Origin of the sequence: Streptomyces sp. NPDC057302 (genome assembly GCF_042667685.1) — a bacterium.
Lineage (GTDB): Bacteria > Actinomycetota > Actinomycetes > Streptomycetales > Streptomycetaceae > Streptomyces.
The window spans coordinates 1-12,780 of sequence record NZ_JBHUZJ010000055.1 but is presented as its reverse complement, the minus strand read 5'-3'; the positions used below and the strand labels follow the sequence as shown (position 1 = coordinate 12,780).

At 71.9% G+C, this 12,780-nt stretch carries 11 protein-coding genes; 5 read left to right on the top strand and 6 right to left on the bottom strand.

The genetic code is table 11. The annotated features are described in order from the left end of the window. Window positions 1–90: 90 nt before the first annotated feature. Together ACFUPX_RS30195 and ACFUPX_RS30190 are read right to left on the bottom strand one after the other, a co-directional pair. Window positions 91–609 (bottom strand): TetR/AcrR family transcriptional regulator, encoded by a 519-nt coding sequence (locus tag ACFUPX_RS30195; RefSeq protein WP_383329712.1) that lies wholly within the window; start codon window positions 607–609, stop codon window positions 91–93. A 157-nt stretch (window positions 610–766) separates the two neighbouring features. Continuing rightward, window positions 767–2,359 (bottom strand): MFS transporter, encoded by a 1,593-nt coding sequence (locus ACFUPX_RS30190; protein ID WP_383329611.1) that lies wholly within the window; start codon window positions 2,357–2,359, stop codon window positions 767–769. A 156-nt stretch (window positions 2,360–2,515) separates the two neighbouring features. Here ACFUPX_RS30190 and panB point away from each other — a divergent pair, with 156 nt between their 5' ends. The 3 genes from panB (at window position 2,516) to ACFUPX_RS30175 (ending at window position 5,388) form a co-directional block, all read left to right on the top strand. After that, complete coding sequence (gene panB, locus ACFUPX_RS30185; protein ID WP_383329608.1) at window positions 2,516–3,412, top strand: 3-methyl-2-oxobutanoate hydroxymethyltransferase; 897 nt, start codon at window positions 2,516–2,518, stop codon at window positions 3,410–3,412. A 132-nt stretch (window positions 3,413–3,544) separates the two neighbouring features. After that, the gene (locus ACFUPX_RS30180; RefSeq protein ID WP_383329605.1) at window positions 3,545–4,564 is read left to right on the top strand and encodes an ATP-binding cassette domain-containing protein; all 1,020 of its coding nucleotides are present in this window, start codon (window positions 3,545–3,547) and stop codon (window positions 4,562–4,564) included. Next, entirely contained in the window at window positions 4,561–5,388 is an 828-nt protein-coding gene (locus ACFUPX_RS30175; protein WP_383329602.1) for an ABC transporter permease, read from the top strand. The genes ACFUPX_RS30180 and ACFUPX_RS30175 overlap by 4 nt, the downstream gene beginning before the upstream one ends. Window positions 5,389–5,399: 11 nt before the next feature. Here the strand turns inward: ACFUPX_RS30175 and ACFUPX_RS30170 are convergent, their stop codons facing one another. Beyond that, window positions 5,400–8,699: a BTAD domain-containing putative transcriptional regulator gene (locus tag ACFUPX_RS30170; protein WP_383329599.1), complete on the bottom strand. Its 3,300-nt coding sequence runs from the start codon at window positions 8,697–8,699 to the stop codon at window positions 5,400–5,402. A 205-nt stretch (window positions 8,700–8,904) separates the two neighbouring features. Between ACFUPX_RS30170 and ACFUPX_RS30165 the strand changes: the two genes are divergently transcribed. Next, window positions 8,905–9,708, top strand: a complete 804-nt coding sequence (locus ACFUPX_RS30165) for a site-2 protease family protein (RefSeq protein WP_383329596.1) — start codon at window positions 8,905–8,907, stop codon at window positions 9,706–9,708. Here the strand turns inward: ACFUPX_RS30165 and ACFUPX_RS30160 are convergent. The 3 genes from ACFUPX_RS30160 to ACFUPX_RS30150 form a co-directional block, all read right to left on the bottom strand. Then, window positions 9,698–9,889 (bottom strand): hypothetical protein, encoded by a 192-nt coding sequence (locus ACFUPX_RS30160; RefSeq protein WP_383329593.1) that lies wholly within the window; start codon window positions 9,887–9,889, stop codon window positions 9,698–9,700. The two genes, ACFUPX_RS30165 and ACFUPX_RS30160, sit on opposite strands and share 11 nt — an antisense overlap. A 126-nt stretch (window positions 9,890–10,015) precedes the next feature. Next, window positions 10,016–10,720: an NADPH-dependent F420 reductase gene (gene npdG, locus ACFUPX_RS30155; RefSeq protein ID WP_383329590.1), complete on the bottom strand. Its 705-nt coding sequence runs from the start codon at window positions 10,718–10,720 to the stop codon at window positions 10,016–10,018. A gap of 37 nt (window positions 10,721–10,757) precedes the next feature. Next, window positions 10,758–11,834 carry an exo-alpha-sialidase gene (locus ACFUPX_RS30150; RefSeq protein ID WP_383329588.1) on the bottom strand — a complete coding sequence of 359 codons (1,077 nt, stop codon included), beginning with the start codon at window positions 11,832–11,834 and terminating at the stop codon, window positions 10,758–10,760. A gap of 79 nt (window positions 11,835–11,913) precedes the next feature. On the opposite strand from ACFUPX_RS30150, the gene ACFUPX_RS30145 reads away from it, so the two are divergent. Continuing rightward, window positions 11,914–12,528, top strand: a complete 615-nt coding sequence (locus tag ACFUPX_RS30145) for a hypothetical protein (RefSeq protein ID WP_383329585.1) — start codon at window positions 11,914–11,916, stop codon at window positions 12,526–12,528. Window positions 12,529–12,780: the final 252 nt, after the last annotated feature.

Below are 12,780 nucleotides of genomic sequence, written 5' to 3'. Positions count from 1 at the left end.
CGACGGCCGTACGGGACGAGGACGAGCGGGGCGACACGGCGGGTTCCGCATCTCCGCGCACAACGGGCCGCTGTGACGAAACGCGCACATTCACCCCGTGGGCCGCAGCCCCACGAGCACGGCGTCCACGATCCGCTCGGCGAGGTCCTCGTCGAGCGGCGCGTCGGAGCGCAGAACGGTGCGTGCCAGCATGGGTCCGACGAAGAGGTCGTTGGCGAGCATGATGTCGAGGTCCGCCCGCAGTTCGCCGTTCTCGACACCACGCCGCAGCACCCCGAGCAGGACGCGGCGCTGCGGTTCGACGACGGTCGCGTGGTACGCCTCCCACAGCTTGGGCAGGCTCTTCATCTGCGCGAAGACGTTGTGCAGGAGCGCGGACGAGCGCATGTTCACGCCGCGTCTGCGCAGGTGGTCGAGGCAGGTGATGAGATCGCCGCGCATCGATTCCCCGGCCAGCTCCGGCTGCGGATCGTCCACGCCGCGCAGGATCTCGACGAAGAGTTCCTCCTTGCCGCTCCAGCGACGGTAGATGGTGGCCTTGCCGACACCCGCCGTGCGGGCGATCCGCTCGATGGAGAGGTCGGTCAGGGGCACACCGTCCTCGATCATCTTCAGTACGCCCTCGACGATCGACCGCTCCACGGCCTCGCTGCGGGGGCGCCCCCGGACGCCTTTGGCGATGTGGCCCACGTCAACTCCGTCTCTCGTCGTCGGCGCTCCGCAAGGCCGATGGGCCGATTGTCCCTGGTCGGCCACGGGCATCGCGTCAGCGCCCGGCGCCCACCGGGTCGGCCCCCTGCTGCTGCGCCTCCGGCTCCTGCGGCGTGCGGCCCGGCAGGAAGAGGGCGACGACCACGACGCCGATCAGGGCGACGCCCGCGCCGCAGAGCGCCGTGACGTGCATGGCGTGCAGGAAGGAGTCGTGGGCCGCGGTCACCAGGGGTTCGCCGCGCGGGCCGAGCTTGGCGGCGACGCCGAGGGTGGCCTCGATGGACTCGCCCGCGGTGTGCCGTACGTCGGCGGGCAGCACGGTGAGCTTGTCCTCGATGCCGCTGCGGTAGGCCGCGGAGAGCACGGAACCGAGCACCGCGATGCCCAGGGCGCCGCCGACCTGCCGGAAGGTGTTGCTCAGGGCGGAGGCGGAGCCCGCCTTCTCGCGGGGCAGCGCCTGCATGATGACGACGCTGGCGGGCGTCATGATGTGCGCCATTCCGGTGCCCATCAGGAAGAACATGATCTCCAGGATCCAGATCGGCGTGTCGGCCTCCAGGATCGTGAAGGCGGCGAGCATCGCGGAAAGCAGCAGCAGCCCGCCCGCGCACACGGCACGGACGCCGAAGCGGTCGACGACGAGGCGGGCGCGCGGCGCGAAGATGAGCTGCGCGGCGGCGAGCGGCAGCATCAGCAGGCCGGTCTGCAGCGGCGAGTAGCCGCGCACGCTCTGCGTGTAGAAGACCGCGAAGAACGTCACGCCCATCAGCGCGAAGAAGACGAGCGCGAGGGAGCTGATCGCCGCCGAGAAGACGCGGTTCTTGAAGTAGGTGACGTCGATGGACGGGTGGTCGCTGCGCTTCTCGTACAGCACGAAGCCGACGAGTACGGCGATGCCCGCGAGGATGGTCGCGAGGACCGCGGGGTCGGTGAAGTCGGCGAGCTGGCCGCCCTTGATGATGCCGTAGACGAGCAGGACGAGGCCGACGACGGACAGGCCCACGCCCACCAGGTCGATCCGGCCCGGCTTGGGGTCGCGCGATTCGGGGACGAGCCAGATCATCAGGCCGATCGCGACGATCACGATCGGCACGTTCACCAGGAAGACCGAGCCCCACCAGAAGTGGTCGAGGAGTACGCCGCCGGTGATGGGTCCGATGGCGATGGCGAGGCCGACGCCACCCGCCCAGATGCCGATGGCCTTGGGCTGCTCGTCGCGCTCGAAGACGTTCATCAGGACGGCGAGGGTGGCGGGCATCACGAAGGCGGCGCCCAGGCCCATCACCGCGCGGAACAGGATGAGCTGGACGGGCGAGCCCGACTCGGCGGCGAGCGCGGAGCCGATGCCGAAGACGGCGAGGCCCACGAGCAGCATCCGCTTGCGGCCGAGCCGGTCGCCGAGCAGGCCCGCGGTGAACAGGAGCCCGGCGAAGACCAGGGTGTAGGAGTTGATGGCCCACTCCAGGTCGCCCTGGGTGGCGCCGAGGCCCGTGGGCTCCGGGGTCGAGATCGTCTTGATGGCGACGTTCAGGATCGAGTTGTCGAGCACCACGATCAGCAGGCTCAGCATCAGGACGCCGAGGATCGCCCACCGGCGCCGGTGGACGGCTTCCGGTATGCGGGGAGTGGTGACGGCGGGAGTAGTCATGGCTCTCAGCCTAGGACCATTTCGATACGAGACCGTCTCGTATTGTAAAGACTTTACCGAAGGGTCCACTAGCCGACGGGCGGCACGCGATGCCACCATGGAGGGGATCCGGGGACGCCGTCAGGGCGCCTCGAGATAAGAGAAGGAGCCGTTGCGATGACGCAACTTTCGGCTGCCCAGAACGAGCCTGCGGGCGCCGCGCCCGCGGCGGGCCGGTCCACCGACAGCAGCAAGGCGCTGTACGGAGGCAAGAGCACCCGCCGCATCACCGTTCGGGACATCACCGCCGCCAAGGAGCGGGGCGAGAAGTGGCCCATGCTCACCGCGTACGACGCGATGACCGCGTCCGTCTTCGACGAGTCCGGCATCCCCGTGATGCTGGTCGGCGACTCGGCGGGCAACTGTCACCTCGGGTACGAGACGACCGTGCCCGTCACCCTCGACGAGATGACCATGCTGTCCGCGGCCGTCGTACGGGGCACGTCGCGTGCCCTGATCGTCGGCGATCTGCCCTTCGGGTCGTACCAGGAAGGCCCCGTCCAGGCCCTTCGCTCGGCGACCCGCCTGGTGAAGGAGGCCGGGGTCGGCGCGGTGAAGCTGGAGGGCGGCGAACGCTCGCTCCCCCAGACCGAGCTGATCGTCTCCTCCGGCATCCCCGTCATGTCCCACCTCGGCCTCACGCCGCAGTCCGTGAACACCATGGGCTACCGCGTCCAGGGCCGCGGCGACGAGGCGGCGCACCGCCTCCTGAGCGACGCGAAGGCCGCGCAGGACGCGGGGGCGTTCGCGGTGGTCCTCGAACTGGTCCCCGCGGAGCTCGCGGCCGAGGTCACCCGCTCCCTGCACATCCCGACCGTCGGGATCGGCGCGGGCGCGGGCTGCGACGCGCAGGTCCTGGTCTGGACGGACATGCTGGGTCTGACCGGCGGCAAGATGCCGCGCTTCGTGAAGCAGTACGCGGATCTGCGGGCCGTGATGGGCGGCGCGGCCAAGGCGTTCGCACAGGACGTCGTGGGCGGCTCGTTCCCCGCGGCGGAACACTCGGTCCACTAGAGCAACCAGAGCCACAGCGGCACCACCGGCAGCCCGTCGACTCCCCCATCGACGGGCTGCCTTCTTGCCCCACCGCCCAGGTGTAGGCGCTCTGTCGGTGCTTTGTCGGTGGCTGCTGGCACTCTTCTGGGCATGACGCGAATCGACAACACCCCCGACAGCGCCGGAAGCGCCGTCACCGTGAGGGGACTGGTCAAGCACTACGGCGAGACCAAAGCACTGGACGGCGTGGACCTCGACGTACGCGAGGGCACGGTCCTCGGCGTGCTCGGTCCCAACGGCGCCGGCAAGACCACCCTCGTACGCTGCCTCTCCACCCTCGTCACCCCGGACTCGGGCTCGGCCTTCGTCGCCGGTTACGACGTCGTGAAGCAGCCCCGCCAGCTCCGCCGGGTCATAGGCCTCACCGGTCAGTACGCCGCGGTCGACGAGAAGCTCTCCGGCCGCGAGAACCTGTACATGATCGGACGCCTCCTCGACCTCTCCCGCAAGGATTCCCGGTCGAAGGCCGACGCCCTCCTGGAGAGGTTCTCCCTCACCGAAGCGGCGAGCCGCCCCGCCAAGACGTACTCCGGCGGCATGCGCCGACGCCTCGACCTCGCGGCGTCGATGATCGGCAACCCGTCCGTCCTCTACCTGGACGAGCCGACCACCGGCCTCGACCCCCGCACCCGCAACGAGGTGTGGGCCGAGGTCAAGCGCATGGTCGGCGACGGCGTCACCGTGCTGCTCACCACCCAGTACATGGAGGAGGCCGAGCAGCTCGCCTCCGAGCTGACCGTCATCGACCGCGGCAAGGTCATCGCCAACGGCGGCATCGACGAGCTGAAGGCGAAGGTCGGCGGACGCACCCTGCGCATCCGCCCGGCCGACGCGCTGGAGCTCGGCCCGCTGGCGAGCGCGCTCGACGACATGGGCCTCACCGGCCTGGCCACCTCGACGGTGGACGCCGAGTCGGGCACGGTCCTGGTGCCGATCCTCAGCGACGAGCAGCTCACCGCCGTGGTCGGCGCGGTCACCGCGCGCGGCATCACGATCGGCTCGATCACCACCGAACTGCCCAGCCTGGACGAGGTGTTCCTCTCCATCACCGGCCACAAGGCCAGCGCCCCGCAGGACGCCCGCCCCGAACTCGAGGAGGTTGCCGTATGAGCAGCACCACTCTCGCGCCGCCCCTCCACAAGGGAGAGGCCGACGCCCGCATAGGTCTTCGCGACCACGTGCGCCACACCAGCGCGCTGGTCCGCCGCAATCTGCTGTGGATCCGTCAGGACCCGGAGTCGATGTTCGACGCGGTCCTGATGCCGATCGTCTTCACGCTCCTGTTCGTGTACGTGTTCGGTGGCTCCATCGGCCAGGCCCTCGGCGGCGGTCAGGACCAGTACGTGCAGTACGTGGTCCCGGGCATGATGGCGATGATGAGCATGAACATCGCCATGGCCGTCGGCACCGGCTTCAACCAGGACTTCCAGAACGGCATCATGGACCGTTTCCGCACCCTGCCGATCGGCCAGGGCTCGGTCCTCTTCGCCAAGATCGTGGTCGAGCTGATGCGTCTGCTCATCGCGACGACGATCATGATGATCGTCGGTGTCCTGGTGGGCTTCGACATCACCAACTGGGGCGGCCTGTTCGGCGCCTTGGGCCTCTCCGCGCTCTTCGGCACGTCCATCATGTGGATCTTCCTGGTCCTCGGCGTCACGATGAAGAGCGCCCAGTCGGTGCAGGCGATGGGCTTCCTGGTCCTGATGCCGCTCCAGTTCGGTTCGTCGATCTTCGCGCCGACGCAGTCGATGCCGGGCTGGCTGCAGGGCTTCACCGACTACAACCCGCTGTCCGCGCTCGCGGACTCCGCGCGCGGCCTGATGGTGGGCGGCCCGGTCGCGCACGACATCTGGGTGACGGTCGGCTGGTCGGCGCTGCTCACCCTGACGATGGCACCGATCGCGATCCACAAGTTCCGTACGAAGAACTGAGTGCGGGCGCGCTAACCGATGTACCTGTCGCAGAGGGCGGCGGCCTCCTCCACGGAGAGCCCGCCGCCTTCCGCGTACGCCGCTTCGTACGCGATGTCACCCAGTGCCCCGCGCGCCGTCTCCACGGCGGCCGTGCGGATCTCGCGCTCGGCGGCGGGCGCGAAGTGGCCGGGCGGCAGCTCACGGTCCGCGACCGCGATCAGCCGCGCCGCGTCGTGGGCGTACCGGCCGCCGTCGAGCGCGGCCAGGGCGCGGGCGGCGACGGTGAGGTGCACGGCGGTCATCTGCGGCGCCATCATCTTGGTCAGCGGGTCGAGGGACTTGTCGAGAGCGGCGCGCGCCGCGACCAGGCCCTCGGCATGACGGCCGTCCACGGTGTCGAGCCAGGCCTGCGCGCCCAGCATGAAGCCGTCGAAGATGACGAACTCGACGGCCTTGAACTCGGCCCGCAGCAGCTGGAGTTGCTCGCGTGCCTCGGCGGTGCGGCCGGTGCGGCCGAGCAGATCGACGAGGAAGAACCGGGCGGCGGGCATCGACTCGCCGGTGCTGGACCCCATGCCGTCGCGCTCCATGACCGACCAGAGCAGCTCCTCGCCCCTGGCCTCCTCGCCCCCCTCGGCGAGGACCGCCCCGAGCCGGGCGGTGAGCACGCTCACCTGCGCGGGTGCGCCGAGCCGCTCCGCGTGCCCGATGGCGGCGGCGAAGTCATCGGCGGCCAGGTCGAAACGGCCGCGCCGCTCGTGGGCCTCGCCGCGCGAGGAGAGCGCCTCCGCCATGCCCCACACGTCGCCCAGCCTGCGGAAGATTTCCAAAGACTCGTCCGCGTCACGGAGGGCGTCGCCGGCCCACTCGGCGCGGTTGGCGAGGATGTTGGCGCGCTGCTGCAAGGACGCGGCGAGCTCCCAGTCGTACCCGCGCTCGCGGCAGGTCACGATGGTCGCGTCCACGATGACGTGCAGCTGGTCGATGTCCCCGTCGAGCAGCACCGCGAAGAACCACAGGCTCCCCGGCGACCAGCAGGTCTGCGGCAGACCGGGCCGGTAGGCCTCCCGGATGCCCGCGAGTTTCTCCACGGCCTCGGGCGTCTGCCAGGCCTCCAGGTTCATGTCCATGCAGGACAGCTGGATGAGGTGGACGCCGCGCCGCGCCTCCTGGAGCACCTCGGGACGCATCGGCGGCGGGTTGTCCGTGCAGCGTTCGTAGAGCGGTTCCACCGGGGTGACGGGACGCGCGAACGGGTCGGGTCCAAGGGCCACGACGTCGCGGGACCAGTTGCGGATCTCGATGCGCAGGTCGCGGATCGTCCAGAACCAGGAGAGCGAGAGGACCAGGCAGAGCGCGTCCTGCTCCTGGCGGGCGGCGACCGCGTGCCGCAGGGCGGTGCGCAGATTCTCGTACTCGACTTCGAGCAGGCCGACGGCCTCGCGCTGGCCGCCGCCCCGCAGCCGGGGTTCGGTGAGCCGGGCCAGCTCCCGGAAGTACACCAGGTGGGCCCGTTCGGCGGCCTCGCGGTCACCGGCCTCCTCCAGCCGCTCCCCCGCGTACTCGCCCACGGTCTCCAGGAGCCGGTAGCGCATGCCGCCCTGCGCGGAAGGGGCCGCGACGACGAGGGACTTGTCGACGAGCGAGCCGAGCACGTCGGCGACGTCCAGCGGCTGAGGCTCCCCGCACACCGCTTCGGCGGCGGCCAGGTCGCAGCCGCCCGCGAAGACGGAGAGGCGGCGCAGGACGGTGCGCTCGGCGGTGTCCAGGAGGTCCCAGGACCAGTCGACGACCGCGCGCAGGGTCTGCTGGCGCGGCAGGACCGTGCGGGCGCCGTTCGTCAGGAGGCGGAAGCGGTCGTCGAGGCGGTCGGCGATCTGCCGGGGGGTGAGCATGCGCAGGCGGGCCGCGGCCAGTTCGATGCCCAGCGGCAGGCCGTCCAGCCGGCGGCAGATCTCGGCCGCCGCCGACGGGTCGTCCTCGATGCGGAAGTCCGGCCTGGCCGCCGCCCCGCGGTCCGCGAGCAGCCGCAGCGCGATCGGCTCCGGCAGCGGCTCCACGGGACGCAGCAACTCCCCCGGTACGCCCAGGGGTTCACGGCTCGTGGCCAGGACGGTGAGGCCGGGGCAGTGCGCGAGCAGCCGGTCCGCGAGGTGGGCGGCGGCGTCTATGACGTGCTCGCAGTTGTCGAGGATCAGCAGCATGCGGCGCGAAGCGCAGTGCTCGGTGAGGCGTACGACGGGGTCGTCGCCGTGCCACTCCGACACCGCGCGCAGCTCTTCGGCGCCCGCGCCGCGCAGCACCGTCTCGCGGGCGCCGAGCGCGGTGAGGACCGCTTCAGGAACCGCGTCCGGGTCCTCGACCGGCGCCAGTTCGGCCAGCCACACGCCGTCGGGCACGCCGTCCGCGTACGCCTCGGCGGCCTCCTGCGAGAGCCGCGTCTTGCCCGCGCCGCCGGGCCCGAGCAGCGTGACGAGGCGGGCCCGTGTCAGGTCGTCCCTGATGGCCTCGATGTCGTCCTCGCGGCCGACGAAGGAGGTGAGCCTGGCGCGCAGGTTGCCCTGCGGCCCGCGCGGCGGGCCGGCCGCGGCCCGGGGCGGCTGCGGGGTGTCGTCATGCAGCAACTCCTCGTGCAGGGCGCGGAGTTCGGGTCCCGGGTCAGCGCCGATGCGGTCCGCGATGAGGCGGCGTACTCCGTCGTACTCGGCCAGTGCCTGCGCCGGGCGGCCCGCGCCGCGCAGCGCCCGCAACCGCAGGGCCTGGAGCGGCTCGTCGAGGGGGTGGGCGTCGCACAGGGCGGCGAGTTCGGGCAGCACCTGTTCGGCCCTGCCAAGAGCGAGGGCCGCCGCGAGCCGTGCGCGGCGGGCTTCGAGGCGGCGGGCCTCCCAGCGGGCGGCCTCCGCCGTGCGGTCCGGGAGGTCGGCGAGCGCGGGCCCCTGCCAGAGGGCGAGGGCGTCGTCCAGGATCGCCGCCGCCTTGGCCGCGTCGCCGTCCGCGAGGGCGTGCGCCCCTTCGCCCGCGAGGCGGTCGAAGCGGTACAGGTCGATGTCGTCCGGTGCGGCGCACAGCCGGTAGCCGCCGTCGGTCGAGGTGATCGCCTCGGCGCCGATGGCCCGGCGCAGGCGGCCCACCAGGGCCTGGAGGGCGCCGGTCGCGTCCGCGGGCGGTTCGCCGCCCCACACCTCGTCGACGAGGGCGGCGGCGGGGACGGGCCGGGGCGCGCGCAGCGCGAGGACCGTCAGGAGGGCGCGCAGCCGTGAGCCGCCGACGGCGATGGCCGTGCCGTCGGCGTGGAATGCCTGGGTGGTGCCGAGAATGCGGTAGCGCACGGGTCCATTGTCTCTGGTGGCGGAAAGGGCGGTGACAGGTCGGGCGCGGGACGGGCCGGGAGTCCGGCGCGCCGGGGCATGGCGCAGCCCGGCGCCATGCCCCCACCCTCCCTGGAACTCCCCACCGAGTGCGAGACGTTTTCGACGTACGCCGGGGTACGGTCCCGTACGACAACCGGCCCGCCACCTCCAGGAGCCCCGCCCCATGACCATCGCTCCCACCCGACGCAGCGACCGGCGGATCAGTCCCGTCTTCCTCGGGATCGTCGCCGTGACCGCGGTCTCCGGCTGGGCCACCTGGACCGGATTCGCCGACAATCCGGGGATCGCCGTCTTCCTCTTCGTGACGGCGGCCTGGATCGTCTCGCTCTGCCTGCACGAGTACGCGCACGCGCGCACCGCCCTGCACAGCGGCGACATCTCCATCGGCGCGAAGGGCTATCTGACCCTCAACCCGCTCAAGTACACGCACGCGCTGCTCAGCATCGTGCTCCCGGTGCTCTTCGTGATCATGGGCGGCATCGGTCTGCCGGGTGGCGCCGTCTTCATCGAGCGCGGGCGGATCCAGGGCAAGTGGAAGCACAGTCTGATCTCGGCCGCCGGGCCGCTCACGAACGTGCTGTTCGCGATCGTGTGCACCGCGCCCTTCTGGCTCGACGCGCTCTCCGGCGTCCCGGACACCTTCCGGTTCGCGCTCGCGTTCCTGGCCATGCTCCAGCTGACGGCGGCGATCCTGAACTCGCTGCCCATCCCGGGTCTGGACGGCTACGGCGTCGTCGAGCCCTGGCTCTCGCACAAGATCCGCCGCCAGGTGGAGCCGTTCGCGCCGTTCGGCCTGATCGCCGTCTTCGGCATCCTGTGGATCCCCGAGGTCAACGGCGCCTTCTTCGACGCGATCGACGCGATCCTGCGCGGCCTTGGCGTGTACGACCTGGAGACGTACTGCGGCCAGGACTTCTACCGCTTCTGGGACGGCGACCCGAGCCAGTACTGCACGCTCAGCCGGTAGCGGCGCGCCCGGCGTCGCGCTGGGCCTTCGCCCGGCGCAGGTAGTACCACGCCATGTTCGAGGAGAGCCCGGCGAGGAGCACCCAGACGACGCCGATCCAGTAGCCCTGGACGAAGGAGACCACGGCCGCGGTGACGGCGAGGGCGCAGACCACGAGGGCGTAGAGAGCGAGGCGGGGCATGGGGGTCGGCTCCTGTCGGGGGTCGGTTCGAGGCGGCGGGACACCGTACGGACGGCGAACGCGGCGACAAGCGCGGCGCCGTACGGACCGGCGTCCGGATCCAGTGTCCCCCATGCCCGCTACGTCCTAGACGTCGGTCACGCGCAGCCCCGCGTGCGCCTTGTAGCGCCTGTTCACGGAGATCAGGTTGGCCACCAGGGACTCGACCTGGTGCGCGTTGCGAAGCCGCCCGGCGAAGACGCCCCGCATGCCGGGGATGCGCGCGGCGAGCGCCTGGACGAGGTCCGTGTCGGCGCGGACCTCGCCCAGGACCATCACGTCGGTGTCGATCTCCTCGACGGCCGGGTCCTGGAGCAGGACCGCCGACAGGTGGTGGAAGGCGGCCGTGACCCGGGAGTCCGGAAGCAGGGCGGCGGCCTGCTCGGCGGCGCTGCCCTCCTCGGGCTTCAGGGCGTAGGCACCCTTCTTGTCGAAGCCGAGCGGGTTCACGCAGTCGACGACGAGCTTGCCGCTCAGCTCCTCGCGCAGCCCCTCCAGGGTCTTGCCGTGCCCGTCCCACGGCACGGCGACGATCACGATGTCGCTGCGCCGCGCGCACTCCGCGTTCTCGGCGCCCTCGACACCCAGGCCGAGCTCGTCGGCGGCGCTCTGCGCCCGCTCGGCCGCGCGCGAGCCGATGATCACCTTCTGGCCCGCGCGGGCCAGGCGGTAGGCGAGGCCGCGGCCCTGGTCACCGGTGCCGCCGAGTACGCCGACGACGAGCCCGGAGACGTCGGGCAGCTCCCAGGGATCCTTGGCCGGAGCCTTCTGCACACTGTCGTTAGAGGTCATGCGGCCGACCTTACTCACCGCCCGGCCGCCACTTCCGTCAGGCCAGCGCCTCCACCGGAATCCGCCGGAACGTGATCGTCTCGTACGCGCCGAAGTCTCCCGTCTCGTAGAGGAGTCCGACGGTCTCGTCGTCGACGCGTACGAGATCGGAGTACGCGGCGGGCAGTCCGTCCACCGTGTACGCGTGCTGCCACGTGGTGCCGCCGTCGTGGCTGCGGCGCACGGTCATCAGGGCGCGGAAGGCGGGGTCGGCGGGCCCGGAGAACAGCAGCACGTCCGGCGTGCGCAGCTGGAGCACGCTGCATTCGACGACCGGGCCGACGAGCCCGGCCTGCGGCCGGAAGGGCTTGAGCAGGCTCTGGCCGCCGTCGCCGGAGTGGGCGTCGGCGCGGGTGCCGGGGGACGGGGAGTCGTTGCGGGTGTTGAAGTAGAGCCGCCCGTCGGGGAGTTCGGCCGCGGTGGTCTCGTTCACGTTCACATAGCCGTCGGTGTTGTCGTCGACGTAGCCGATCCGCCAGGTCTGGCCGAGGTCGTCGCTGAGCAGGCAGTGGCCGCCGTTGTACTTGCCCTCGGTGCCGTTGTCCGTGCCGGTGGGCGGCAGGGAGTGGTTGGCGGGCACGACGACGCGGCCGGTGCCCGTCTGCAGGGCGTGGCCGGGTGTGGTGGCGTACCACCGCCAGTTCGCCTTCTTCACCTGCCCGGTGATCTCGCGGGGCGCCGACCACGTCAGGCCGTCGTCGTCGCTGTGCTGGACCCAGATCCGGCGCCCGTTCGCCGCGGAGACCTTGCCGCGGCGGATGGCGTCCTCGGTCGCCGCGGCGGCGTTGCGGACCTGGACGAGGAGGATGCGGCCGGTGTGGAGGACGACGGGGGCGGGGTTGCCCGCGAGGTTGGCGCCGTTCTGGGCGACTACCTGGAGCGGCCCCCAGGTGCGGCCGCCGTCGCTGGACCGCTTCAGGACCACGTCGATGTTGCCGAAGTCCTCCTGCGAGCCGACCCGCCCCTCGCAGAAGGCCAGCAGGGAGCCGGAGTCGGTGCGCACGGCGGCGGGGATCCGGAAGCTCGCGTAGCCCTCGCGTCCGGCGCGGAAGGGAACAGTTGTCTCATCAGCCATCCCCGGTCCGTCCCCACCCCGGGCGAATTCCCGGTGAACTCCGCCTGACGACTCACTTGTTGAGGCAGGATGCGACCCCATGGACGCCGTACGGGTCGCGCTCCTTCGCGAAGTGCTCGCCGGAACCCAGTGGGTGGGCGCCACGCGCCGCTTCGCGGGGACGCTGCGGTCCTCCGTCGTGCCCCACGGCGGCGGGCTCCTCCTGGTGGGCACGGAGGAGTACGAGCCGTGGCATCTGGCCGCGCACCTCGTGGACGAGGCCGCGTGGTCCGGGACCCCCGAACTGACGCCGACACTCGTACGCCACCGGGTGCGGGAGGGAGACCCCGCGCATCTGTCGACCGGGCTCGGCAGGATCGAGGCGGCGCGGCGCGGCGAGACGCTGCTCGTGGTGGCCCCGGACACGCCCGCGGCGGCGCCGGGGGCGGGTCTGCTGGAGCGGGTGCGGGACGCTCGCGCGGCGGGGGCGACGGTGCTTGCCCTGGGTTCGGGGCACGGTGATCTGCGGGCCATGGCGCACGAGGCGCTGGCCGTGCCGGAGTCTCCCGAGCTCGACCTGGACATGGTCCAGCACCTGGTGAGCGCGGCGGCGGGCGAGAACTCACTCCCGGCGGCACGGGGCCGCGCCCGCCTGCGCGACCGCCTCTCCCGCCTGGCCGACCACCTGACCTCACCGCCACCGGCCCGGTGGTGAGGTACCGCTCCGCCGGGGGGTGACCGGCACTTGATCCCCTCCCCGCCGCAACACGCGTCCTGAGCCGCCGCCTCCGGGGGGGGGCCGGCCTGTACCGCGGCTGCGGGGGCACGCGCGGCCAGCGGCGCCTAGGTGGGCACCCGCGCCCTGAGCCGCCGCTTCGCGGCGGATCTTTCCCGCCCACCCACCCGATTGCCCCGTAGCGTCGGTCCCTTCGCCCACCCTGCACCGCCGGGCAAACGGGTGGGCGGG

Bases quoted from the DNA above. Each gene is read 5' to 3' on its own strand.
- ACFUPX_RS30195 (WP_383329712.1), bottom strand. From the start codon at position 609: ATGATCGAGGACGGTGTGCCCCTGACCGACCTCTCCATCGAGCGGATC.
- ACFUPX_RS30190 (WP_383329611.1), bottom strand. From the start codon at position 2,359: ATGACTACTCCCGCCGTCACCACTCCCCGCATACCGGAAGCCGTCCAC.
- panB (WP_383329608.1), top strand. From the start codon at position 2,516: ATGACGCAACTTTCGGCTGCCCAGAACGAGCCTGCGGGCGCCGCGCCC.
- ACFUPX_RS30180 (WP_383329605.1), top strand. From the start codon at position 3,545: ATGACGCGAATCGACAACACCCCCGACAGCGCCGGAAGCGCCGTCACC.
- ACFUPX_RS30175 (WP_383329602.1), top strand. From the start codon at position 4,561: ATGAGCAGCACCACTCTCGCGCCGCCCCTCCACAAGGGAGAGGCCGAC.
- ACFUPX_RS30165 (WP_383329596.1), top strand. From the start codon at position 8,905: ATGACCATCGCTCCCACCCGACGCAGCGACCGGCGGATCAGTCCCGTC.
- ACFUPX_RS30160 (WP_383329593.1), bottom strand. From the start codon at position 9,889: ATGCCCCGCCTCGCTCTCTACGCCCTCGTGGTCTGCGCCCTCGCCGTC.
- npdG (WP_383329590.1), bottom strand. From the start codon at position 10,720: ATGACCTCTAACGACAGTGTGCAGAAGGCTCCGGCCAAGGATCCCTGG.
- ACFUPX_RS30150 (WP_383329588.1), bottom strand. From the start codon at position 11,834: ATGGCTGATGAGACAACTGTTCCCTTCCGCGCCGGACGCGAGGGCTAC.
- ACFUPX_RS30145 (WP_383329585.1), top strand. From the start codon at position 11,914: ATGGACGCCGTACGGGTCGCGCTCCTTCGCGAAGTGCTCGCCGGAACC.